This is a genomic window from Brenneria goodwinii (assembly GCF_002291445.1).
Taxonomy (GTDB): domain Bacteria; phylum Pseudomonadota; class Gammaproteobacteria; order Enterobacterales; family Enterobacteriaceae; genus Brenneria; species Brenneria goodwinii.
The window spans coordinates 3,430,774-3,454,111 of record NZ_CP014137.1; the positions used below are offsets into that span (position 1 = coordinate 3,430,774).

General features: G+C 59.9%; 20 protein-coding genes and 1 tRNA gene. 2 read left to right on the forward strand and 19 right to left on the reverse strand.

Translation table 11 applies throughout. The annotated features are described in order from the left end of the window. Window positions 1–15: 15 nt before the first annotated feature. From accC to ACN28R_RS15255, 13 genes are all read right to left on the reverse strand, one after another. Window positions 16–1,404, reverse strand: coding sequence for an acetyl-CoA carboxylase biotin carboxylase subunit (gene accC, locus ACN28R_RS15195; protein ID WP_095834850.1), 1,389 nt, complete (start codon window positions 1,402–1,404; stop codon window positions 16–18). Between the two features lie 3 nt (window positions 1,405–1,407). Further along, on the reverse strand, window positions 1,408–1,824 hold the full coding sequence (locus ACN28R_RS15200; protein ID WP_053085504.1) for an acetyl-CoA carboxylase biotin carboxyl carrier protein: 417 nt from the start codon (window positions 1,822–1,824) through the stop codon (window positions 1,408–1,410). Between the two features lie 2 nt (window positions 1,825–1,826). Further along, window positions 1,827–3,014: an N-formylglutamate deformylase gene (gene hutG / locus ACN28R_RS15205; protein ID WP_095834851.1), complete on the reverse strand. Its 1,188-nt coding sequence runs from the start codon at window positions 3,012–3,014 to the stop codon at window positions 1,827–1,829. 4 nt (window positions 3,015–3,018) lie between these two features. After that, window positions 3,019–4,011 carry a hydroxyacid dehydrogenase gene (locus ACN28R_RS15210; protein WP_048636203.1) on the reverse strand — a complete coding sequence of 331 codons (993 nt, stop codon included), beginning with the start codon at window positions 4,009–4,011 and terminating at the stop codon, window positions 3,019–3,021. Beyond that, on the reverse strand, window positions 4,011–5,312 hold the full coding sequence (locus ACN28R_RS15215; protein ID WP_220701103.1) for a Zn-dependent hydrolase: 1,302 nt from the start codon (window positions 5,310–5,312) through the stop codon (window positions 4,011–4,013). The genes ACN28R_RS15210 and ACN28R_RS15215 overlap by 1 nt, the downstream gene beginning before the upstream one ends. Before the next feature lie 2 nt (window positions 5,313–5,314). After that, a complete protein-coding gene (locus ACN28R_RS15220) occupies window positions 5,315–6,982 on the reverse strand; it encodes an ABC transporter ATP-binding protein (RefSeq protein WP_095834852.1) in 1,668 nt (555 codons plus the stop codon). 15 nt (window positions 6,983–6,997) lie between these two features. Next, window positions 6,998–7,837 (reverse strand): ABC transporter permease, encoded by an 840-nt coding sequence (locus tag ACN28R_RS15225; RefSeq protein WP_048636205.1) that lies wholly within the window; start codon window positions 7,835–7,837, stop codon window positions 6,998–7,000. 10 nt (window positions 7,838–7,847) lie between these two features. Then, window positions 7,848–8,828, reverse strand: a complete 981-nt coding sequence (locus ACN28R_RS15230) for an ABC transporter permease (protein WP_048636206.1) — start codon at window positions 8,826–8,828, stop codon at window positions 7,848–7,850. A 96-nt stretch (window positions 8,829–8,924) separates the two neighbouring features. Continuing rightward, window positions 8,925–10,523, reverse strand: coding sequence for an ABC transporter substrate-binding protein (locus ACN28R_RS15235; RefSeq protein ID WP_053085505.1), 1,599 nt, complete (start codon window positions 10,521–10,523; stop codon window positions 8,925–8,927). Window positions 10,524–10,586: 63 nt separating this feature from the next. Further along, entirely contained in the window at window positions 10,587–11,339 is a 753-nt protein-coding gene (locus tag ACN28R_RS15240; RefSeq protein ID WP_095834853.1) for a LamB/YcsF family protein, read from the reverse strand. Window positions 11,340–11,422: 83 nt separating this feature from the next. Beyond that, complete coding sequence (locus tag ACN28R_RS15245) at window positions 11,423–12,415, reverse strand: 5-oxoprolinase subunit C family protein (RefSeq protein ID WP_048636208.1); 993 nt, start codon at window positions 12,413–12,415, stop codon at window positions 11,423–11,425. After that, window positions 12,412–13,134 (reverse strand): 5-oxoprolinase subunit PxpB, encoded by a 723-nt coding sequence (gene pxpB, locus ACN28R_RS15250; RefSeq protein WP_048636209.1) that lies wholly within the window; start codon window positions 13,132–13,134, stop codon window positions 12,412–12,414. The genes ACN28R_RS15245 and pxpB overlap by 4 nt, the downstream gene beginning before the upstream one ends. 9 nt (window positions 13,135–13,143) lie before the next feature. Further along, window positions 13,144–14,379, reverse strand: a complete 1,236-nt coding sequence (locus ACN28R_RS15255; protein ID WP_236840147.1) for a pyridoxal phosphate-dependent aminotransferase — start codon at window positions 14,377–14,379, stop codon at window positions 13,144–13,146. 134 nt (window positions 14,380–14,513) lie between these two features. Here ACN28R_RS15255 and ACN28R_RS15260 point away from each other — a divergent pair, with 134 nt between their 5' ends. Next, on the forward strand, window positions 14,514–15,203 hold the full coding sequence (locus ACN28R_RS15260) for a GntR family transcriptional regulator (protein WP_095834854.1): 690 nt from the start codon (window positions 14,514–14,516) through the stop codon (window positions 15,201–15,203). Between the two features lie 472 nt (window positions 15,204–15,675). On the opposite strand, the gene ACN28R_RS15265 is transcribed toward ACN28R_RS15260, so the two are convergent. Beyond that, window positions 15,676–15,749: transfer RNA gene (locus ACN28R_RS15265), tRNA-Gly, on the reverse strand. Window positions 15,750–16,060: 311 nt separating this feature from the next. Between ACN28R_RS15265 and ACN28R_RS15270 the strand changes: the two genes are divergently transcribed. Then, complete coding sequence (locus ACN28R_RS15270; RefSeq protein ID WP_048636212.1) at window positions 16,061–17,074, forward strand: Ppx/GppA phosphatase family protein; 1,014 nt, start codon at window positions 16,061–16,063, stop codon at window positions 17,072–17,074. A gap of 95 nt (window positions 17,075–17,169) precedes the next feature. Here ACN28R_RS15270 and lysS read toward each other — a convergent pair whose 3' ends face one another. The 5 genes from lysS to xerD all read right to left on the reverse strand — a co-directional run bounded on the left by lysS (window position 17,170) and on the right by xerD (window position 23,337). Beyond that, window positions 17,170–18,687 (reverse strand): lysine--tRNA ligase, encoded by a 1,518-nt coding sequence (gene lysS / locus ACN28R_RS15275; protein ID WP_095834855.1) that lies wholly within the window; start codon window positions 18,685–18,687, stop codon window positions 17,170–17,172. Window positions 18,688–18,696: 9 nt separating this feature from the next. Further along, window positions 18,697–19,795 (reverse strand): peptide chain release factor 2 gene (prfB, locus tag ACN28R_RS15280; RefSeq protein WP_121514186.1). Its coding sequence is split into 2 segments (ribosomal slippage): window positions 18,697–19,719 and window positions 19,721–19,795, totalling 1,098 coding nucleotides; the frame shifts between segments, so codons are not numbered across the junction. A gap of 101 nt (window positions 19,796–19,896) precedes the next feature. Then, window positions 19,897–21,630 carry a single-stranded-DNA-specific exonuclease RecJ gene (gene recJ, locus ACN28R_RS15285; RefSeq protein WP_095835822.1) on the reverse strand — a complete coding sequence of 578 codons (1,734 nt, stop codon included), beginning with the start codon at window positions 21,628–21,630 and terminating at the stop codon, window positions 19,897–19,899. Between the two features lie 7 nt (window positions 21,631–21,637). Continuing rightward, window positions 21,638–22,354: a bifunctional protein-disulfide isomerase/oxidoreductase DsbC gene (gene dsbC / locus ACN28R_RS15290; RefSeq protein ID WP_095834856.1), complete on the reverse strand. Its 717-nt coding sequence runs from the start codon at window positions 22,352–22,354 to the stop codon at window positions 21,638–21,640. 83 nt (window positions 22,355–22,437) lie between these two features. After that, window positions 22,438–23,337 carry a site-specific tyrosine recombinase XerD gene (gene xerD / locus ACN28R_RS15295; RefSeq protein ID WP_095834857.1) on the reverse strand — a complete coding sequence of 300 codons (900 nt, stop codon included), beginning with the start codon at window positions 23,335–23,337 and terminating at the stop codon, window positions 22,438–22,440. Window position 23,338 lies beyond the last annotated feature (1 nt).

The window sequence follows — 23,338 nt, forward strand, 5'->3', positions numbered from 1 at the left end:
GCTTCCCGCATGGCGTCAGGCGGGGGGCAATGTCCCGGATCCCGGGAGGATAAGGGCGGCGGCGGCGGAAGCCAGCCATCCCTCTAGATAGTGGATGTCGGGACCACCGGCGCAGAACGCCGGGTCCACCAGGAGTTGCCGGTGCAGCGGGATATTCGTCTCAATCCCCTCCACCAGCGTTTCAGCGAGCGCCACGCGCATGCGCGCCAATGCCTCCTTCCGGCTCGCGCCATGGGCGATGATCTTGCCGATCATAGCGTCGTAACATGAAGGCACGGTGTAGCCCGCAAACACATGGGAGTCGACACGAATACCCGGCCCGCCCGGCGCCACCCAATGCGTCAGGGTGCCCGGCGAAGGCATAAAGCTCAGCGGATGTTCGGCGTTGATGCGGCATTCAATGGCATGCCCGCTGCAGCGGATATCCGACTGCAGCCATGGCAGCGGCTCGCCAGCGGCCACACGGATCTGCGCCAGCACGATGTCGACATCGGCGGTCAGTTCGGTGACCGGATGCTCCACCTGCACGCGCGTGTTCATCTCAATGAAGTAGAAATCTCCCTCCTCATACAGGAACTCGAAGGTACCTGCGCCGCGATAGCCCAGCATGCGGCAAGCCTGCACGCAGCGTTCGCCGATCGCCGCGATGACGGCTGGCTCGATACCGGGCGGCGGCGATTCCTCGATAACCTTCTGATTGCGCCGCTGCATCGAACAGTCGCGCGCCCCCAGCCATACCGCATTGCCGTGATGATCGGCGAGCACTTGGATCTCCACATGTCGAGGATGCGCCAGATAGCGTTCCATGAACACCGCCGCATTGCCGAAGGCCGCGCCGGCCTCGGCTCGCGTCACATCCACCGCCGCCAGCACTCCGGCTTCGTCATCCACACGGCGCATACCGCGCCCGCCCCCGCCAGCGGCGGCCTTGATAAGCAGCGGGAAACCGATACGCCGCGCCTCGGCAAGGATCGCCTCGGCCGTACCGGCAATTACCCCCTCGCCGCCCGGCACGCAAGGCACGCCTGCTTGCCGCATGGCCTGCTTGGCGAGCACCTTGTCGCCCATGGTGCGGATGGTGGCTGAAGCGGGGCCGATGAAGACCAACCCCGCCGCCTCCGCCTGCGCGGCGAAATCGGCATTCTCGCTGAGGAAGCCGTAACCGGGATGGATCGCTTGCGCGCCGGTGAGGCGCGCCGCCGCAATCAACACATCGCCTTTCAGATAGCTCTGGCGCGGTGCCGCCGGTCCGATGCAGATTGCATCATCGGCCTGGCGCACGTAGAGCGCGTCGCGGTCGGCCTCGGAAAACACCGCCACCGTCTCGATGCCCAGACTGTGGCAGGCGCGCTGGATGCGCTGCGCGATCTCGCCCCGGTTGGCAATCAGGATCCTCGTGAACATGCTCTATCCTCGCGTAATGATGAAAAGCGGTTGACCTTGGCGCACCATCTCACCATCGGCTGCGAGCACCTCGGCCACACAGCCCTCACCATCGGCCATGATCTGGTTCATGATCTTCATCGCTTCGATGATGCCCAGCGGCGCACCATGCGTCACGCGTCCGCCCACCTCGCACAGCGGCGTACCGCCGGCGCTGGCGGCACGATAGAAAACACCATCAACCGGCGCGCACACCTGCTGGACGTCCGTCGCCGCAACGCCCAGGTCCGACGGTGCCGTATCCAACGGCATGGCGGTCGGCTCGGCGGCCTGCCGCTGGATACGGATGAAGAACTGCGTGGTTTCAAGTTCGAGCGTCTCAATGCCTTCCTCGGCCACCAATTGCAACAGGGATTCAACCCGACTGTATTCCACCGGCATTTTCAGTCTTCCTCCGGCAATAAGGTGAATAAAGCCATGCCGTAATCGACACGGGCGCCCGGCGCGACCAGCACTTCGGCGATGCGCCCGGCAAGCGGCGCAGGCACCGCTACGCGGCGATCATCAAGCAGAACATGCGCCAGCACCTGACCGGCCGCCACGCGATCCCCCGCGCGCACCGGCGCCTCTCCCGCTTCCAGCACGCCGAGCGTGCTGGCGCGCAGCGTGAAGCCGTGCGCAACGGCGGCTGCCGGTGCGGAAGACTGAGCCATGCCCATACAGATCTTCAGCCGCTCACCCTGGGAGCCGATCTCCACCTGCCCAATGCCTAGGCGACGTTGCTCGCGCGCCAACCGGCGGATCATTCCGAGATCGCGCAACCCTTCCCCGCTTCGTTCCGGCAGCGCCGCCAGCGCCGCGTCCATCATGCGCCGCAGCATTTTGCGAGTACGTTCAGCCGGCTCATCGCGCCAGTTCCAAGGTTCGCTCTCGTCCATATAGGCGCAGCGCCCCATTTCCAGCTGTAGCAGATGCACGCCATGCGCCGGATCGGCATAGTGGCGCGTAATGTAGCCGCCCTTGAAGCGCCCATTGGCCGACCACGTCAGGCCGCTGCCGCGCGCCACCGCTTCGGTGGCTGCGAGGATCTCCGGCACGCAGGACAGCCCGCCGTTGTTCCCCAGGTTGAGCGTGGGTAACACCCCCTCGAAGAGCATGGGCAACTCGCTCTCAATGGAATGCGCCTCCCATACCAGCACCCGTCCATGCTGCGCCACCAGGCGTGCGATCTCTTCCTGTAGCGCCGTGTGATAAGGCTTCCAGTACTGTTCGATGCGCGTGGCGATCTCAACCTCGTCCGGTTCATCGGCCGGGTCGGCATAAATCGGTTCGTCGTGGAAGGTAAAAGTCGGGCATAGCGTAGTGGTGTGCTGCCCCGGGTACAGGTTGCTGCCGTCGCAGGAGCGGTTCAGATCAATCACATAGCGCGAGTAATTGGCCTGCAGCACCGATGCGCCCAGCCCGGCGGCCAGTTCGTAGAGACGCGGCAAGTGCCAGTCGGTATCGGGCACGCGGCGGGCCTGCGGACTCAGGCGCGCGGCCAGCTCGGGCGGCAGATATTCCCCACAGTGAGGGATGGAGATGAGCAGCGGCGCATGCCCCTGTCTAAGGGTGAAGATGGAGGGAGTCATATTCTTATCCTTGTGTCATGGATTTGGATTGGCGCCGCCGCGCCCAGATGCCGGCATCCACCAAATTGGCCGGCTGGCGTCCGTGCAACGCATCGATCACCTGCTGCGCGCACTGGCTCGCGGTGGCGATCAGCGCCTCACGCGAAGAGCCGGCCACATGCGGCGTAAGCAACACATTGGGTAGCCCGCACAGCGGCGATTCGGTGGGCAGCGGTTCGTGCTCGAACACATCCAGGCCCGCGCCGAAGAGCCGCCCGCGACTTAGGGCCGCGACCAGCGCCGCCTCGTCAATGAGGCCGCCGCGCGAGGTGTTGATCACGATGGCATCCGGTTTCATGTAGGCCAGCGCGGCCGCATCCAGGGTTCGTGCCGTATCGGCGCGCAGCGGGCGGTGCAACGAGACGACATCGGCCTCGCGCAGCAGCGCCTCAAGGCTTTCCATACGCTGTACGCCGAACGCCGCGAATTCGTCGTCACCCGCGCGCGGCGACCACGCCAACACGCGCATGCCCAGCGCCTGCGCAGCCATCCGCGCGAGTAAACGCCCGGTGCGCCCCCAGCCGACAATGCCGAGCGTCTTGTCGTAGAGCGAAAGCATCTCCACGTCGTACTTGAAACGCCAGTTCCCGCTGCGCGTGGCCGCATCGGCTGCTGCCGCGCGGCGTGCCGTGGCGAGCATCAGCATCAACGCATGCTCAGCCACGGCACGCACATTGGCGTCCGGCGTGTACGCCACCGGAATGCCTGCGGCATGAGCATACGCGACGTCGATCTTGTCGGTGCCGGTGCCATGGTTGGCGATCACTCTCAAGTTCGGCGCCGCGTCGATCAACTGCGCCGGAAAATGGTCGCGCACGATTACCGCATCAGCCGTACCGATCACGTCGGCCAACGCGGCCAGGCCCGGCTCCCGGGGGTACACCACGTTCACGCCCGCCGCCTTGAGTCGTTCGCCGCCGACCGGATGGATCGGCTGGGCGATTACACAGATACTCATCACATAATCTCCTTTACCATGCCCACACTGGCGCCGGATCGCTGCGCCAACACCCGGCCGAGAGCATCAGCGGCATCGCGGAAATCGTTCATGTCCAGGGCTTCTTCCGGATTGTGACTGCCATGCGCGTTGCGCACGAACAGCATCGCCGTCGGGATTCCCCGGTTAGCGAAGATCGCCGCATCGTGGCCGGCGCCGCTGGGCATGACCCGGTAGGGTGCCTTCAGTGCCATCGCCGCATCGCTCAGCGTCGCCTGCAGAGCGGCATCCATCACCGCCGGCTGACTGCCCGACTGCGGGCCAAGCACGAAGCTCACGCCGTATTCGCTCTCCAGTTCCTTGACCACGGCATGGATCTTGCGGTCCATGTGCTGCAGCGTTTCCGGGTGGCGTGAGCGGATGTCGATACAGAAGCGTACCTGTCCGCAAACCTTGCTGAAGTCAGCCTGCACCGCATCGGTGTTGACCTTGCCCAGGGTCAGCGTCAACTCATGGCCCTGCGCCTCCATCTCCGCCCAGCGCTGCTGCAGACGCGTCACCAGCCCGGAGAAGGCCACCACCGCATCCTGACGGAACAGGCGTGGGGTGGCGCCGGAATGCGCATAACGTCCTAGCACCTGCGCTTCGCGGTAGCGTAGGCTGCCGCAAATACCGCTGACCACGCCGAGCGGAATTTCGCCGCCCAACAGTACCGGGCCTTGTTCGATGTGCAGTTCGATGAAACTGTCGATCTGCGCCGGCTGCAGATATCCCTGTCCGGCCGCCACCTTTTGCGGTGCGCCGCCCAGGCGCTCCAAATGCTCGGCCAGCGTCACGCCCGTATCCACTCGGCGGCTCTGCAGCGCGGAAGGCTCCAGGATGCCGAAGGCCGCCTTGCTGCCCACGTACGACACTGGAAACCACGCGCTTTCCTCGGCGCGGATACCTATCACGCACACTCTGTGTCGGGGCCGCACCCCGGCGCTCACCCATGCCGAGAGGATCGCCATACCGGCCACCACACCGGCGGCGCCATCGAAGTTGCCGCCGCACGGTACCGAATCCAGATGCGAGCCGGTCATCACCACCGGCGCTTCCGGATCGCTGCCCGGATAGGTGATATAGAGGTTCAGCGCCGCATCGCGCTGCACCGTCAGCCCCAGGCGTTGCGCCTCGGCAGCCATCAATTCGTGCGCGCGCTGCTCGCCGGCGCCATAGGGATCGCGAGTGATGCCGCGCCCGTCGAAACCGCAGTCTCGCAGCGCAGTAAAAAGTTTTTCAGCCAGTTCCATGTCTGGCGCTAAATTGAGATTGGTCAACACGATCACTCCAAGGCTACAGCGGCGGGATCCCAGTGTCGCCCCGGCACCGCGGCGATAAGCTGCTGCGTATAAGGAGCCACCGGGGCATTGAAGATTTGCGTCGGCACGCCCTGCTCGACGATGCGTCCACGGTGCATAACAAGCAAGCGGTCGCAGATGTGAGCAGCCACGCGCAGATCGTGTGTCACGAAGATCAACGCCAGATTCATTTTGCGCTGTACATCACGCAGCAGGCGCAGCACCTGGGCCTGCACCGATACATCAAGGGCCGATACCGATTCGTCGGCCACAATGAGCTGCGGCTCCAGCGCCAAGGCACGGGCGATGCCGATGCGCTGGCGCTGCCCACCGGAAAATTCATTGGGATAGCGCGAGAAGGCGGAAGCCTCCAGCTCCACCAGTTCCAGCAGTTCGCGCGCCCGGGCTTCCGCATGATGGCGCGGCACGCCGTTGGCCACCGGGCCGTCGCAGAGGATCTTGCCCACCGTCTGGCGCGGATTAAGCGAGGCGAACGGATCCTGGAAAATCATCTGGATCGAAGAGCGTAGCGGGCGGAACTGCGATTCCGAGAGCTTGGCGATATCCTGACCGTGGAACAACATCTGCCCGCTATCGATATCGGTGAGCTTGAGCAAACAGCGGCCGATGGTCGATTTGCCGGAGCCTGATTCGCCGACGATGCCCACCGTCTCGCCATGCATCACCTTGAACGACACCCCGTCGACGGCGTGCACCACGCGCCGGGGTTTGAACCAGCCGCCGCCGCCGCGATAGGTCTTACGCAGCTCGCGCACCTCCAGCACCACATGATTCTGTCCCGACGGCATTTCGTGCGGCGCAGCGCGACCGTGCGGCACCGAGCCGATCAAACGGCGCGTGTAAGGGTGCTGCGGGCGATTAAGCACGTCGTCCGCCGGTCCCTGCTCCACAAGCAGGCCCTTTTCCATGACCGCGACATGATCGGCGATCTCCGCCACTACGCCAAAATCGTGCGTTACGAACATCACCGCCATGCCTTTTTCGCGCTGGATGCGCGCGATCAGTTCGAGGATCTGCGCCTGCGTGGTGACGTCCAGCGCAGTGGTCGGTTCATCGGCGATCAGCAGCTTCGGCTCCAACGCCAGCGCCATCGCGATCACCACGCGCTGACGTTGCCCGCCGGAGAGACGGAAAGGCCAGCTGTGGCGGATCTGCTCAGGCTCCGGAAGGCCGACGAATTCAAGCAGTTCGAGCACGCGGCGCTCCGCCTCGGCTCCCGGATAGGATTTGTGCACGCGCATCACCTCGGCGATCTGATCGCCTACCGTCATCAGCGGGTTGAGCGCCGAGAGCGGCTCCTGGAAAATCATCGCCATATCCTTGCCGCGCATGGCGCGCAGCTTTTCCTCTGGCTGACGCAGCAGATCCAGGCCGGCCAGGAGGATCTCGCCGCTCTCCGGCGTGAGATAGGATGGCAGCAGGCCCATGATGGCATTCGCGCTCATGGATTTGCCCGAGCCGGATTCGCCGACCACGCAGAGGATCTCACCGGGATGGATGTCGTAATTAAGACCCTGCACAGCATACGGTCGATCGCCGCCGCGCGGCAGCGCGATGGAAAGATTGCGGATGGAAAGCAATGGCTCCTGGCCGGCGGCGCGTTGCGGCGCCGCAATGTTGTTATCACTCATGATTTAACGCTCCGCTCAGGCGCCGCGCTTACGCAGTTGGGGGTTGAGGGCATCGTTGAGACCTTCGCCGATGAGATTGATCGCCAGCACCGTGAGCATGATGAACAGACCCGGCCACAGGCTCATCCAGGGCGCTTCACGCAACATCGTGCGGGCGGCCCCGATCATGAAGCCCCAGCTCATGTAGTTGCGATCGCCCAGTCCGAGAAAGGACAACGAGGATTCCACCAAGATCGCCGTGGCCGTCATCAACGAGGCGGTGACGATGATCGGCGAAGCGGCGTTAGGCAGGATCTGCGTGAAGATGATACGCCCCGGCACCTGCCCGATGACGATGGCGGCCTGCACGAACTCGCGCTGCTTTAGACTCATGAACTCGCTGCGCACCAGCCGCGCCACCGGCGGCCAGGAGACTACCGCGATGGAGGCGACGATGGAAAGCGTGGAAGGCTTGAAAATCGCCACCAGAACCAGGGCCATAGCCAGATGCGGGATGGTCTGGAAGAACTCGGTGAAGCGCATCAGCACGTCGTCGAGCCAGCGGCCATAGTAGCCGGCGATGGCGCCGATGAAGATGCCCACCACCACCGCCACGGCGGTCGAGACAATGCCGATGAGCAGCGATACGCGCGCCCCATAGGCCAACCCTGCGGCCAAATCGCGGCCAAGCATGTCGGTGCCCAGCGGGTAATCCAGATTGGTGAAGGGCGGGATCAGCGGCTCGGCCACCATCATCCAGGGCGAATCGGTATAGAAGAACGAGGCGAAGATCGCCATAAGGATCACCAGCAGCAGGATCACCAGCCCGACGGCGGCCCCACGGTTGGATAGGAAATGGATAAAAAACTTTTTCATAGAATCAGCCTTACTGGATCCGAGGATCGATGAAGCGATAGATGAGATCGGTGATAAGGTTGAAGATCACCACCATAGTTGAGGTCATCAGGAACACCCCAAGGAGGAGTTGATAATCACGCTGGATCAACGAATCGAACATCAGGCGGCCGATGCCGGGCCAGCCGAACACCGTCTCGGTGAGCACCGCGCCGCCTGCCATCTGGCCGAGCTGGATGCCGGCGAAAGTCACCACCGGCAGCAGCGCATTGCGTAGCGCGTGGCGGCCGATGATCTCGCCCACCGGTACGCCCTTGGCGCGCGCCGTCTTGATGAAATCCTGGCCGAGCACCTCAAGCATCGAGGCCCGCACCAGCCGGGCGTACACCGACATGAAGAAGCAGCCCAGCGAAAGCGTCGGCAGGATCAAGTGCAGACCCACATCCTTGATCCGCGCCCAGCCATGCAAGCCGCCGGCCACGGTTTCCATGCCGAAAGCGGGCAACCAGCCAAGCTGCAATGAAAAGAAGATGATGGCCAGCAGCGCCAGCCAGAATTGCGGGGTAGCGTATACCACCAGCGCCAACGTCATGATCACGCTGTCTAGCCATTGATATTTGCCGCGGTATCGCGCCCGCGAGGCGATCACGCCGGCGAGCACGCCGAAGATCACCGAAAACAGAAAGGCGCAGACCATCAGCAGAAGCGTGGCCGGAAGGCGATCGAGGATCAGGTCCAGCACGGGAAGGCGTTCTCGATAGGAAAAACCCAGATCGAAATGAGCCATTCCCTTCAGATAGGTGCCGAGCTGGACGTACACCGGCTGATCCAGCCCGAACTGATGGCGCAACTGTTCGACATAGGCCGGATCGGAGGAGCCGGACTCACCGGCCAGCACAGCGGCGGGATCCCCTGGCGCCAATCGGATCAACATGAAATTGATGATCACCACGCCAAGCACAACCAGGATCGCCTTTCCCATGCGAGCAACCAGGAAGGACAATGTATTCATACAATTAGATCCTAAAAACAGTGATTCATGGCCCCGCAACGCCATGCGCTTCCGCGCCGCGGGGTTCAACACAGGAACTACGCATACCGTCTCGGCTTACTTGTCCATCCATACATCGGCAAAGTTGTCGTTCACACCGGTGGCGCTGGTGATCATGTTATGCACCTTTTGGCTGTACAGCGTGGGGATCACCAGCTCGAACAGATAGCCATTGGCCACATCATCAACCAGTTGCTTCTGGATGGCGGAGTAAAGCCTCTGGCGTTCGTTTTCCGAGGTGGAGGAGGCTGCCTCATCCCACATTTTGTCGAGCGTCGGATTGCGGTAGCCCTGGTTGTTGACGAAGGCCGATCCCTTGACGATGTTGCGCGTCAGGTACAGGCGGGCCACGCCGAGCGCCGGGTCGCCGTACTGCGAGGTGTAGCTGAAGGTTAGGTCGAAGTCGAAGTTCGAAACGCGATTGGCCCAGGTGCCGGCATCCGCCGATTCTATCTCCACTTGAAAGCCAAGCTGCTGGAGGCATTGGCGGGTGTATTCGGTGAGGCGATCCCACGCGGCGCCATACGGATAGGCCAGGATCTTGATCGGCGTCTTGGAGACATCGACACCGGATTCTTTGATCAGCTCACGCGCCTGCTTGATATCGAATGGATACTTGCGGACGTTCGGCTCGTAGAATGGTGTGGCCGAGGAGATGGGGCCGGTGGCGACCTTACCCAGACCGAAGAAGATGTTCTTGACCACGAAATCGCGGTTGATCGCCATCATCACTGCCTGGCGTACCTTGATGTTGTCAAAGGGTTTGCGATCGAAGTTCATCTGGATGTAGGCCTGTTTGGCGAACATCTCCCAGCCCTCGGTGGAATACTTCACGCCAGGCAGCTTGCTCAGACGGCCGACATCGACGCCGTCGATGTCGTTGGCGCTAACCATCTGCACGTCGCCGCGTTCAAAGGCCAGGGCGCGCGAGGCGGCATCCGGGATCACGTTGAAGACAACGCTGTCCAGATAAGGCTTGCCCTTCTCCCAGTAGTTCGGGTTGCGCTCAAGGATCACGTAGGAGCCCTTTTTCCACTCCTTAAACATGAAGGGGCCTGTGCCGATCGGGTGCTGGTTGGCGGGGTTACTCTTGTAATCCGTGCCGTCATAGATGTGTTTGGGCACCATCGGCATGTTGTCGCTGACAAAAGATTTGAGGAACGGGGCGAATGGCTCTTTGAGACGGATCTCCACCTCGGTCGGCGAGAGCGCCTTCACTGAATCAACGAATTGATCGATAATCACACGCGCCCGCGGGTGTTCGGAACGCAGGAATTTATCGATGGAAAACACCACGTCATCCGCCGTGAAGGGCTCGCCGTCCTGCCATTTGACGTCGCTCTGCAGCTCGAAGGTGTACACTTTGCCATCCTCCGAGATGGTCCAGGACTTAGCGAGACAGGGAATCGGCTTGAGATCCGGCGTCCAGCGCAGGAGGCTTTCGTAAATCTTGCCAGCCACAAGCTGCGTCGGGGATTGCTGGTTGAGTCCCAGCATCAACGTGGGCGGCTCTGGTGTCACGATGGTGCGCAACACCCCGCCGTGCAACGGTTCGCTGGCCTCACTTGTAGTGCTCAAACCGACACAGAGCGCCAGCGCGCCGGCCAATCCTTTCAGAAGGCCGACTTTGCGACCCGGATGATGAATGCTAGACATAATTGGGCTTTCTCATTCAAAGGTTAAGGAAGGGGAAAAAACTCATCGGCATCCGCACCGCCATTACGGCGTTCGGACCTCGATTCCTTCGGCCAGCAGGGCCGAGCGAATGTGGGCGGCAAAGTTCGCCGCGCCGGCTTGGTCGCCATGGATGCACAGGGTGTCGGCGTCAATCGGCACACGTTTGCCGGAGAGTGCCGTGACTGTGCCGGTATGCACCATCTGGAGAACCTGCGCAATGGCTTGATCGACATCCTCGATCATCGCGTTGGGCAGGTTGCGTGGCGTAAGCGTGCCATCGTCCTGATAGCTACGGTCGGCATACACTTCGTAGACCACCGGCAGGCCACGTTCGCGCACGGCCTGCGCCATGTTCGCATTGGCGACGTACACCGGCAGAGTGGCGTCAATGTCATACACCGCCTGCGCCACTGCGCGGGCCATCTCGGGTTGGCGCGCCGTCATGCCGTAGAGCGCGCCATGCGTCTTCACGTGATGCAGGCTGCCGCCCTGGGCGCGGGCCACGCCATACAGCGCGCCCACCTGATAGGCTACAAGGGCGTACACCTGGCTCGGCGCCAGCGCCATCTCGCGGCGCCCAAAACCCTGCAGGTCAGGCAGACCGGGATGCGCGCCGATAGCCACGTTGCAGGCCAGCGCGCGGCGCACCGTTTCCAGCATGACATCGGGGTCGCCCGCGTGAAATCCACAGGCGATGTTGGCCGAGCTTATGTATTGCATGAGCAGTGCGTCGTCGCCCATGTTCCAGGCACCGAAACTCTCGCCCATGTCGCAATTGATATCGATTGATGCCACTGTCGCCTCTCCTACGTATTGCATTCCTGCCTATTGCCTTGCCGCCTGTTGCGTTGCCAACAAGTGCGTCACCCCAATCTTGCTCAGCGCCGCAGCGCTTCCGCCGCCCTGTCCGCCAGCGCCGCCAGTTTTCGGCAACGCGCTAACCACAGCGTTTCCGCCGCATCCTGCCCGATCTGCGTAAAGCGCAGCGCCTCGCCAGGCACGCGCTGCGCCAGCGCCGGCAGATCCACACCGGCCACCGTGGCAATCTTCGGATAGCCCCCGGCGCTCTGGCGATCCGCCATCAGGACAATGGGATTACCATCCGGCGGCACCTGCACGGTGCCGAACACCGTCGCCTCGGAAACCACTTCCAGCGGTGCGCGCAAGCCCAAGGGCGGCCCCTGCAGGCGAAGCCCTTGCCGATCCGAGTCCGCCTGCATGACAAAATCATTTGCCGTCAGCGCCGCCTGTGCCGCCGCATCGAAGGCCGCCCAATGCGCTCCGCACACCATGCGTAACGGCATCTCCTCACGCGGCGCGGTATCGGCATCGATTTCCGGCGCCAGCAGCACCGGCAACGAGCTGTTCACCATACGTATCTCGATCGGCAGCCTGTCGCCGACGGACGCAAACCCCACCGCATCGCCGGCGGCCAGCGCTCGCCCCTCAACGCCGCCGAAGCGAGCGCGCAGATTGGTGCTGCGGCTGCCTAACACCGGCGCCATGCTTGGTGCGCCGCGTACCGCTAGATATAGGCGAGCGCCGCGCTGGCGCGGCCCTACTTCCAGCAGCGTGCCGCGCCGCAGTAGAATGGCGCGGTCATACGGCAGCGCTACGCCAGCGGCGCTCACCTGCATGCGCGCACCGCACAGAGCGATCACGGTGTTTTCCGTAAAGCGCAGGCACGGCCCAGTGAGCGTGCATTCAAGCACGGCGGCATCCGGCGCATTGCCCACCAACGCATTGGCTACCGAGTGGGCCCACTCATCCATCGGCCCCCCGACCGGTACGCCATATTTCTGGAAACCGCGCCGCCCGCTATCCTGAAAAGTAGTCAGAAACCCCGGACGCTCGATGTGCATGACATTCATGGGCGCGGCTCCAGTAGCGTGACGAATTCCTCGGCAGATACCGGACGGAAGCGAATGCGATCGCCCAGGCGCAGGCGCACCGGCGGATCGTTGGTCAGATCGAACATGTTCCATGGCGTCCGCGCGATCACCTGCCAGCCGCCTGGCGAAGCGTTTTGATAGATCGAGGTGAGACCGTTGGCAATCGCCACCGAGCCGGCCTCCACGCATGTGCGCGGGGTGGCCCGGCGGCCAATGCCGAGGCAAGCATCCATCGGCCCTGAAAACGAATTACCGGGCGAGAAGAAGAAGGCATACACCGTCATCTCGCGGCTGCTGTGCAGCGCCACCACTTCCTTGGCGGAAATACCGGCAAACCGCGCCACCGCTTCCAGATCCGGCCCAAACTCTCCGCCATAGCAGGCCGGGATCTCAATCTGTCGCGCAGTCATTTGCATCGTCGTCAATTCCTCCCGGAGTAGCCCACGCAGCAGCGTCATAAGTTGCGCAGAAGGCAAACCCTGCGCACCGTCAAACACCTCCGGCCGGTACTGCACAGCCACTGTAGTGAAGGCCGGCACCACCTCTTCCACGCCGGGCAGTGCCGCAGCCGCCACCCGCGCCGTAATGGCGTGAACCCATGCGATGACCTCTTCATCGAGCCGCTCGCCGATGCGGATCAGCACGCAACGCTCACCCACCGGCTCCAGCACACAGTCTTCGGCACTGAATGTATTCATGACCGCTCCTCAGTCCCGCACCAGCGCGGTACAAGCCTCGACGATGAGTTCGCAGGCACGTTCGAGCCGATCATCGGCCAGCGCATAACTCACGCGTAAATACGGCGCCAGCCCGAAGGCCGTACCCGGCACCACGGCCACGCCAACGCGCTCAAGCAAATAACGCGTCATATCTTCATCATTAGCGATAATCTCGCCGGCCGGCGTTTTCATACCAATGGCGCCGGCGCAATTCACATACAGGTAGAAGGCCCCTTGCGGTGCTTCCGGCACACGCAGCACCGGGGCCGCCCGCCGCAGGATGCGCAGAGCCAGATCGCGGCGCACGCGCAAGCGCGCACGCCAGTCATCAAGAAAATCCTGCGGGCCATCCAGCGCGGCCTGCGCCGCCACCTGGCTAATCGAAGAGGGATTGCTGGTGCTCTGCGACTGCAGTAGCGCCATCGCCTTGATTAGCCATTCGGGTCCGCCCGCGTAACCCAGGCGCCAACCCGTCATCGCATAAGTCTTGGAGACGCCGTTAATCGTCAGCGTACGATCGCGCATATCTGGCGCGGCCTGCGCAAAGGAGACGAACTCGCCCTCGAATACGATCTCCTCATAAATATCGTCGGCCATCACCATCATCGCCGGATGCCGGCACACCACATCAGCCAGGGCGCGCAGCTCGTCGGCGGTATACAGTGCCCCTGAGGGATTGCATGGCGCATTCAGGATCAGCCAGCGCGAAGAGGGCGTCACGGCAGCGGCCAGCAACGAAGGCGTGAGCTTGAATTGAGTCGCCTCTTCCGGCGTCACCTGCACCGGCACGCCGCCGGCGATCTTCACCATCTCGGAGTACGACACCCAGTACGGCGCCACCACGATTACTTCATCGCCGGGATTGAGCGTGGCGAGCAACGCATTGAAGAGGATCTGTTTGGCACCGGTAGCCGCGATGATTTCCGCCGGCTTGTATCCCAGCGCATTGTCGCGGGTGAATTTGCGCGCAATCGCCGCCTTCAGCGAAGGCGTACCACCCACATTCGTATAGCGTGTGTGGCCTTCGTTCATGCCGCGGATCGCCGCATGCTGGATGTGCGCCGGGGTATCGAAATCCAACTCGCCGACACTCAGGCTGATGATCGTCCGGCCCTCGGCCGCCAGTCGGCGGGCCACCTCGGTGATCGCCACCGTGGCCGAGGGACTCGCATTCTTGACGCGGTCAGACAGGATCGCACAAAATTTTTTCTCTGCTCTGGACACGGCTCGTTGCTCTTGAAATGAACTATCGAAAAGTGATATCCAAACTGGACACCAGTGGTATACCACTTGTAAGCAACTTGCATGCCAGATTGAGATGAGGTAATCTTTGCCCATCAACATCAAAAGAACAGATCATGGAACACAAGGAAATTCCCGAGGAAGTAGACGTCGACGCAGGCGAGAATAACGCCACGAAGGGCTTGGGCAACCAGGTCTACGACGAGCTAGTGGCCCTGATCCTGTCGCGCAAACTGCGCCAGGGCGAACAAATCCAGGAACGCGCGCTGGCACTGCGCCTGAACGTTTCTCGCACGCCGCTGCGCGAGGCCATGCACCGCCTCGAAGGCGAACGCGTGCTTGAGCGCAACTCCAGCAACCGCCTGTTTGTGCGGCTGGTTTCCATCCAGGAAATCATGGAGATCCTGCACGTACGCCGGATGCTCGAAGCCGATGCAGCCACCCGCGCCACCGGACACATTCCGCAAACGCGTCTGCTTGCCCTGCGCGAGCGCATCGAAGCCCTCACCGCCGCGGCCGACCCCACTCCCGCAGACTTCTACGAGGTGGATACCTCGCTGCACGAGCTCATCCTCGAATATTGCGAAAACACCCTGCTCGCCAGCATCATCGCGGATCTGCGCCTGAAAACCCGCATGTTCTCCCCCAAACATCTGGAAAAGGCGCGCGGCCCTGCCGTCTGCGAGGAGCATCTGGCTATCGTCGACGCCCTTATCCGGAGCGACTCAGCCGCCGCGGCAGCGGAAACTATTCGTCACATCAATAACATACGGCAGTCCATCATCGACAAGCTGTCTGCCGTGTAAACCAGATCGGCGTCCCCCGCCCCGGGCCGCCGCCGCACTCACCGATACAGTCTCCGGACAAAAAACTGCCTTTTTCCACCCGCCGCCCATCGTGGAAAACCACCTCTATGCGCCAGCTTGGTTCAGGGGTGTCATATCGTGGTGCATCTTTTGCACCCGGAGGAGGAAATACCCGCCTCAGACAATGTGACTTTTTATCCCTCTAGACGATAAACCGGAGCAAGCCCAGCTTGGTTTTTTCCCGATCCGGTATGCTCTACGCTGTCTTTCGACGTAAAACGCCGTAGCTCAAGGTCGGTGAGGGGCACTGTGTATAGATCCGAAGAAGAATTGATATCCGATACACATCACCATGCACATTAATGTATAGATTTGGGTAGAACGTAGTAGACGTTGAGATAATCAGGATTTGAGGAACGGCTTGTAATTACTGGGTTTAGTTGACTTTACTAGACTTGGGGATAAGTGTGTTTGGAGCGAGTGAAGGGAATCGAACCCTCGTATAGAGCTTGGGAAGCTCTCGTTCTACCATTGAACTACACTCGCGGGGAAAGCGCGCTTGGCATTATAGCGCTATCCTGTTGCCGGGCAAGCAAAAATCCTGACAAGACGTTCAGCTTTTAACCAATCGCAGAGACACGGACTTAAAAAGCGTCTTTGGGTTTATTGCCGCTATATCGGCGTTATCGCCCGTACCCGGCGAAAGCGGCAGGCATATAGGATCTTCTTTACGCAAAATCCGCGTTAGGCTGCGCGCTAGTCCCTTTTTTATTATCCTTGGATAGTTGAAAAACGGATGAGAAAACAGGTAATTGTAACTGACTGGATTTTCTTACTTTATTTTATGGCAGGATGAAATGAAAAAACGCTTAATCGGTATCGTCGGGCTGGTGTTGCTCACCAGCGCTTTTTCGGCAGCAGCCAGCAATTGTATTGAAACGCGAGCCGGCATTGATATGGGCTCGGGCAGCACCAAGATCCAGGTGGCTCAGGTGGATATTTGCCGGCAGATTCTGGGAAAAATGTTGTATGAAGATCAACGGCCGATTGCCTTTAACGCCGATCTGTCCAAATCTGCCGATAACCAACTCAGCACAGCGATCCAGCAACAAGGGCTTGCGGCGCTGAATGAGCTGGTGACGAAGGCAAGGACGTTCCATCCACAGCGCATCAGCGGCGTGGCGACGGCGGTATTCCGTTCTGCCGCCAACGGCCAACAGGTCATTGATTACTTTAACCAGCAAGCGAATATAACGCTTAAAATCATTTCGCAGCAACAGGAAGCCGAACTGGGTTTTCTGTCGGCGAAAGCGGCGCTGCGTGATGAGTCCCTCAACAATAACGACCTGTTGGTTTGGGATATTGGCGGCGGTTCAATGCAAATGACCGCCTTACGTCAGCAAAACGGACAAACGGTTACCGATACCTATCAGGGTAAACTGGCTTCGGTCACGCTAAAAGATTTCATCACCGGCGTACTGCAAAATAAAGATTACACCGCAGACAGCACGCCCAATCCCATCGGCTCGCTGCGCAACACCGTACTGCGCTACGTGAGTTTTTATGCGCGTACCCATGTTAGCCCGCAGATCAAAGAAGATGTGAAAACCCGCCGCGTAATTGGTATTGGCGGCGTGCATGGTTTTTCCATCAAGGCGCAGATAAAACCGGCGGCCAACACCTATACGCTGGCCGAGCTGGATCGCATATCAAAAAATCAGGTCTGGAAAGGAGATTCGGAACTGGTCGGGGATTACCGCAATACCGACGTCAGCAACCTGTTGCTGGTGGAAGGATTCATGCAGGCGCTGGGGATCTCTCAGGTGACTATCGTCAAGGCCAATCTCATCCAGGGCATATTGCTGCAATAATCAGGCGGATTCATTCACCGCTCTGCAATTTACTGACTAAAACGGCGCCGTCATTCGGCGCCGTTTTTTACTACATCAGTTCGCCGTCGGCGAGATTATTTCTGCGGGCGCATCGCCGGGAACAGAATAACGTCGCGGATGGTATGGCTGTTGGTAAACAGCATAATCATACGGTCGATACCGATGCCCAGACCGGCGGTTGGCGGTAAACCGTGTTCCAGCGCGGTCACGTAGTCTTCATCGTAGAACATCGCTTCATCATCGCCCGCGTCTTTGGCGCTCACCTGCTGCGCGAAACGCTCGGCCTGATCTTCCGCGTCATTCAGCTCGGAGAAGCCGTTGCCGATTTCACGGCCGCCGATGAAGAATTCAAAGCGATCGGTGATTTCCGGATTCAGATCGTTGCGGCGCGCCAGCGGCGAGACTTCCGCCGGGTATTCGGTAATGAAGGTCGGCTGAATCAGATTGCTTTCCGCCGTTTCTTCAAAGATCTCGGTAACGATGCGGCCCAGGCCCCAGCTTTTCTCGATCTTGATGCCCAGAGACTGCGCAATGGCGGTGGCTTTATCCAGATCGTCCAAATCGGCGACGTCGGTTTCCGGACGATATTTGCAGATCGCTTCGCGCATGGTCAGCTTCTCAAACGGCTTGCCGAAGTCGAAAGTCTGATCGCCATATTCGATCGTCGTGGTGCCCAATACATCCTGAGTCAGCGTACGGAACAGGTTTTCCGTCAGTACAATCAGGTCTTTATAATCGGCATACGCCATATAAAGTTCCATCATGGTGAATTCGGGGTTATGACGCGGGGAGATGCCCTCATTGCGGAAGTTGCGGTTAATTTCGAATACGCGTTCGAAGCCGCCCACCACCAGACGTTTCAGATACAGTTCCGGTGCGATACGCAGATACATATCGATATCCAGCGCATTGTGATGGGTGACGAACGGACGCGCCGCCGCGCCGCCGGGGATCACCTGCATCATCGGCGTTTCCACTTCCATAAAACCGTGATCGACCATAAAGCGGCGGATCGCCGCCATCACCTGGGAACGGATACGGAAAGTATGGCGGGATTCCTCATTGGCGATCAGGTCCAGATAGCGCTGACGATAGCGGGTTTCCTGATCGGCCAGGCCGTGGAATTTATCCGGCAGCGGACGCAGCGCCTTGGTCAACAAACGCAGTTCGGTACAGTGTACGGAAAGCTCGCCGGTTTTGGTTTTGAATAGCTTGCCGCGCGCGCCGAGAATGTCGCCCAAATCCCACTTTTTGAACTGCTCGTTGTAAATGCCTTCCGCCAAATCATCGCGGGATACGTACAGTTGAATGCGTCCGCCAACGTCCTGCAACGTGACGAAAGAGGCTTTACCCATGATACGGCGCGTCATCATGCGGCCGGCGACGGTGACTTCGATATCCAGCGCTTCCAGCTCTTCATTCTCTTTGCCGTCGTATTCGGCATGCAGAACATCGGACGTACTGTTACGGCGGAAATCATTCGGAAACGCGATGCCATGTTCACGCAGCGCAGCCAGCTTCTCACGACGCGATTTCAGTTCGTTATTAAGTTCCTGCGCCTGATCGGCACCCTGTGATTGTGATTCAGCCATGAGAATTCCTTATAACCCCGCTTTTAAACTTGCTTCAATAAATTTATCCAGATCGCCATCCAGCACCGACTGGGTATTGCGCGTTTCGACTCCGGTACGTAAATCTTTGATGCGTGAATCATCCAGTACGTAGGAGCGAATCTGGCTTCCCCAGCCGATATCCGACTTGGTGTCTTCCATCGCCTGTTTCTCAGCATTTTTCTTTTGCATCTCAAACTCGTACAGCTTGGCTTTCAACTGTTTCATCGCCTGATCTTTGTTTTTATGCTGAGAACGGTCATTCTGACACTGCGTCACAATGTTGGTCGGAATGTGGGTGATACGCACCGCCGATTCCGTACGGTTAACGTGCTGACCGCCGGCGCCGGAGGCGCGGTAAACATCAATACGCAGGTCGGCGGGATTGATTTCGATATCAATGTCGTCATCCACTTCGGGATAGACGAAAGCGGAGCTGAATGAGGTGTGACGGCGGCCGCCCGAGTCAAACGGACTTTTACGCACCAGGCGATGAACGCCGGTTTCGGTACGCAGCCAGCCAAACGCGTAGTCGCCCATGATTTTGATGGTGGCGGATTTGATGCCGGCGACTTCGCCGTCGGATTCTTCAATCACTTCGGTTTTAAAGCCTTTGGCTTCCGCCCAGCGCAGGTACATACGCAACAGCATGCTGGCCCAGTCCTGCGCTTCCGTACCGCCGGACCCCGCCTGGATATCAAGATAACAGTCAGCGCTATCGTATTCGCCGGAGAACATGCGGCGAAATTCAAGCAGCTCAAGTTTCTTTTCCAGCGTGTCCAGTTCGGCGCTGGTTTCATTAAAGGTGTCTTCGTCGTCTTCTTCCACCGCCAGCTCAAGCAGGCCGGCGACATCTTCCAGTCCTTGCGTCATTTGATCGATGGTATCGACGATGGCTTCCAGCGAGGAACGTTCTTTACCCAGCGTCTGCGCCCGCTCCGGATCGTTCCAGACATCGGGCTGCTCCAGCTCGGCGTTTACTTCTTCGAGGCGTTCTTTCTTGGCATCATAGTCAAAGATACCCCCTAAGGACGGCCGTACGTTCAGACAGGTCCTGAATGCGGTTTTTTACCGGATTGATTTCAAACATGATTTTTATGATCTTACGTTAAGTCGTAGATGATGGAATAGATTCAAACCGCCTATTCTAACGGATTAAGCGCCGGGTTTATATACCCCGCATCCATTCCCCTATAGCGGCCATAAATGCTGGATCAGGAGTTGCACCGAACGCCTGCCGCGATACTCATTCACATCCAGCTTGTACGCCAGCTCCGCCTCCCGCACGCTGCTGTCGGGCCACAGCAGCGTATCCACATTAAACGCGATGCCATCCAGCAGCGGGCCGCCGTTTACTGGTTCCACCATCACTTTCAGGTGGCGCTCTCCCACCAGTTTCTGTTGCAGAATACGGAAACGTCCGTCAAATGTCGGCTCAGGAAAAGACTGCCCCCACGGCCCCGCATCGCGCAGCATTTCCGCCGTGGACAGGCACAAATCGGGTAGCGCCAGTTCGCCGTCCGACCAGATAATCCCTTCCAGTTGGGACGCGTCCAGCCACTCGCCCACCAGTTCGCCAAAACGCAAGCGAAACTCATCAAACTGACTCTCCACCAGTGAAAGGCCCGCCGCCATGGCATGCCCGCCGAATTTCAGCATCAACCCCGGATACAGCGTATCCAGCCGCTCCAGCGCGTCGCGCAGATGCAATCCGGCAATCGACCGCCCGGATCCTTTCAGGATACCGTCGCCCGCAGGGGCAAAAGCGATCACCGGACGATGAAACCGCTCCTTAATCCGCGACGCCAGAATGCCCACCACGCCCTGATGCCATTCCGGGTGGTACATCGCCAGCCCATAGGGCAATTCAGCACGGCTGTGCTCCAACGATTCGCACAGACGCAGCGCTTCAACCTGCATTCCCTGCTCAATTTCACGGCGCGTTTGGTTCAGGGCATCCAGATCGTTCGCCAGCATACGCGCCTGCGTAATGTCGTCACTCAGCAGCAACGCCACGCCAATCGACATATCGTCAAGCCGTCCGGCGGCGTTCAGTCGCGGCCCAAGCGCGAAACCGAGATCGCTGGCGACCAGTTGGCCCGCATCGCGATTAGCCACTTCCAGCAGCGCGCGGATGCCGGGACGACACTTTCCGGCCCGAATACGGTTCAGCCCCTGCGCCACCAGAATGCGATTATTGGCGTCCAGCGGCACCACATCCGCCACCGTGCCCAACGCCACCAGATCCAGCAATTCGGCCAGATTGGGTTCGGTCAGCATATTTTGACTAAACCAGCCGCTTTCACGCAGCCGCGCCCGCAGCGCCATCATCAGGTAAAAGGCCACGCCAACTCCCGCCAGCGCTTTCGACGGGAAAGCGCAGTCGCGCAGGTTGGGATTAATCATGGCATCGGCGACGGGCAGCGTTTCTCCCGGCAGATGGTGGTCGGTAACCAGTACGGCAATACCGCGCCGGTGCGCTTCGTCCACGCCATCGAGAGAGGAAATACCGTTATCCACCGTGATGATGACCTCCGCCCCTAGCGCAGCCGCCTGCGCCACGACCTCCGGACTTAGCCCGTAGCCGTCATCAAAGCGGTTCGGCACCAAATACTTGACGTTGACGCCGCCCATACTGCGCAGCGCCAGCACCGTCAGCGCGGTACTGGTTGCGCCATCGGCGTCAAAATCGCCGACAATAACGATACGCCGCCGGTCCGCCAGCGCCTGTTGCAGAAAATCAACCGCTCGCTCAATACCATTCAGCAGCCGATAATCCAGTAAGCCGCGCAGGCTACGCTCCAGTTCCCGAGCGCCTTTAATGCCGCGTTGCGCATACAGACGACGCAACAGCGGCGGCATGGTCATCGGTAAATCAATATCTTCCGCCAGAGGACGCCGGCGGAGTTGAGTTATCAATTCCACGGCGTTATCAACCACCCGTCTTCATCGACGCCTTATGCGCATTCAACATCGCCAACATCTCTTTCGGCTCCTGATAGCCAGGCACCACCATGCCATCTTCCAACACAATCGCCGGAGTTCCTTTAACGCCGAACTGAATGCCAAGCTGGTAATGCGCATCAATGTTGGTTTTGCAGGTTGCCGGTGATATTTCATCCCCTTTCATGGCGTCATCAAACGCCTTGTTACGGTTGGCGACGCACCAGATGGACTGCATATCCTTCTCGGTCCGAGAATTCGTGCCCTGACGCGGGAATGCCAGATAGCGCACGGTAATGCCCAACGCGTTGTAATCTTTCATCTGCTCATGCAGCTTCTGGCAATAACCGCAGGTGATATCGGTAAACACGGTTATCACGTATTTTTCCTGCGCGGCTTTATAGACGATCATCTGATCCTGCAACGCGTCCATTTTTCCTTTCAGGATCTGATTCGTCACGTTCACCGGCACGTTGCCGCTAATGTCGTATAACGGCCCCTGGATAAGATGCTTGCCGTCCTCGCTGATATAAAATACGCCGCTATCCGTCAGCACGGTTTTCATACCGGCCAGCGGCGCGGGTTGAACCTCGGCATCCTGCATTCCCAGGCGGGCCATCGTTTGTTTGATCGCCGCATCATCGGCATGGGCAAAACCTGCCGCCGTTGCCGCCAATAGAGAAAGCAGTAGTAACCCTTTTTTCATTTCATCAATCCTGTTTCGATAAATACGCCGTGATAATCCGCGATGACCGGCGACTTGCCGTCTGCCGTTTATCAATCAATTCGTTACGCCCGTGGGTGATGACGCTGATGGAGCTGTTTCAGCCGTTCTGTCGCCACATGGGTGTAAATCTGCGTGGTGGAAAGATCGCTGTGCCCCAGTAACATCTGCACGACGCGTAAGTCCGCGCCGTGATTCAATAAATGAGTGGCAAATGCGTGACGCAGCACGTGCGGAGACAATTTTTCGCTATCGATCGACGCCAGAATCGCATAGTGCTTGATGCGATGCCAGAAAGTCTGACGCGTCATCTGTTGCGCCCGGCTGCTGGGGAACAATACATCCAGCGTTTGCCCATTGAGCAACCACGGCCGTCCGTATTCCAGATACTGTTCGATCCAATACACGGCTTCTTCGCCCAGCGGCACCAGACGTTCCTTATTTCCTTTCCCGATCACCCGCACCACGCCCTGCCGCAGGCTGACGTCGCTAAGCGTCAGCCCCACCAGTTCAGAGACGCGCAGCCCGGTGGCATACAATACCTCAAGCATGGCTTTATCGCGCAATTCCAGCGGTTGATCAACGCTGGGCGCGTTAAGCAACGCATCGACCTGGGCTTCGCTCAAATCTTTCGGTAAACGCTGCGGCAACTTCGGGGACGACAATATGGCGCTGGGATCGTCGCTGCGGATCTTTTCCCGGTAAAGATACTGGAACAAGCGGCGCATGGCACTCAGTAAACGCGCCGAGCTGGTCGCCTTGTAACCGCCCTCAATGCGCTCAGCCAGAAAAGATTGCAGCTCGACGGCCTGCGCCCGCAGCAGATCGCCATCGTGGTGCGCCAGCCACTCGGCCAGAGTACGTAAATCCAGCCGGTAAGAGGCCAGCGTATTTTCCGCCAGATTGCGCTCCAGCCACAGTGCATCCAGAAACTGCTCGATAAATGCCTGATCCTGCGCGTGCATC

Coding starts and splice junctions, on each gene's coding strand:
- accC (WP_095834850.1), bottom strand. CDS start 1,404: ATGTTCACGAGGATCCTGATTGCCAACCGGGGCGAGATCGCGCAGCGC.
- ACN28R_RS15200 (WP_053085504.1), bottom strand. CDS start 1,824: ATGCCGGTGGAATACAGTCGGGTTGAATCCCTGTTGCAATTGGTGGCC.
- hutG (WP_095834851.1), bottom strand. CDS start 3,014: ATGACTCCCTCCATCTTCACCCTTAGACAGGGGCATGCGCCGCTGCTC.
- ACN28R_RS15210 (WP_048636203.1), bottom strand. CDS start 4,011: ATGAGTATCTGTGTAATCGCCCAGCCGATCCATCCGGTCGGCGGCGAA.
- ACN28R_RS15220 (WP_095834852.1), bottom strand. CDS start 6,982: ATGAGTGATAACAACATTGCGGCGCCGCAACGCGCCGCCGGCCAGGAG.
- ACN28R_RS15225 (WP_048636205.1), bottom strand. CDS start 7,837: ATGAAAAAGTTTTTTATCCATTTCCTATCCAACCGTGGGGCCGCCGTC.
- ACN28R_RS15230 (WP_048636206.1), bottom strand. CDS start 8,828: ATGAATACATTGTCCTTCCTGGTTGCTCGCATGGGAAAGGCGATCCTG.
- ACN28R_RS15235 (WP_053085505.1), bottom strand. CDS start 10,523: ATGTCTAGCATTCATCATCCGGGTCGCAAAGTCGGCCTTCTGAAAGGA.
- ACN28R_RS15245 (WP_048636208.1), bottom strand. CDS start 12,415: ATGAATGTCATGCACATCGAGCGTCCGGGGTTTCTGACTACTTTTCAG.
- pxpB (WP_048636209.1), bottom strand. CDS start 13,134: ATGAATACATTCAGTGCCGAAGACTGTGTGCTGGAGCCGGTGGGTGAG.
- ACN28R_RS15260 (WP_095834854.1), top strand. CDS start 14,514: ATGGAACACAAGGAAATTCCCGAGGAAGTAGACGTCGACGCAGGCGAG.
- ACN28R_RS15270 (WP_048636212.1), top strand. CDS start 16,061: ATGAAAAAACGCTTAATCGGTATCGTCGGGCTGGTGTTGCTCACCAGC.
- lysS (WP_095834855.1), bottom strand. CDS start 18,687: ATGGCTGAATCACAATCACAGGGTGCCGATCAGGCGCAGGAACTTAAT.
- dsbC (WP_095834856.1), bottom strand. CDS start 22,354: ATGAAAAAAGGGTTACTACTGCTTTCTCTATTGGCGGCAACGGCGGCA.
- xerD (WP_095834857.1), bottom strand. CDS start 23,337: ATGCACGCGCAGGATCAGGCATTTATCGAGCAGTTTCTGGATGCACTG.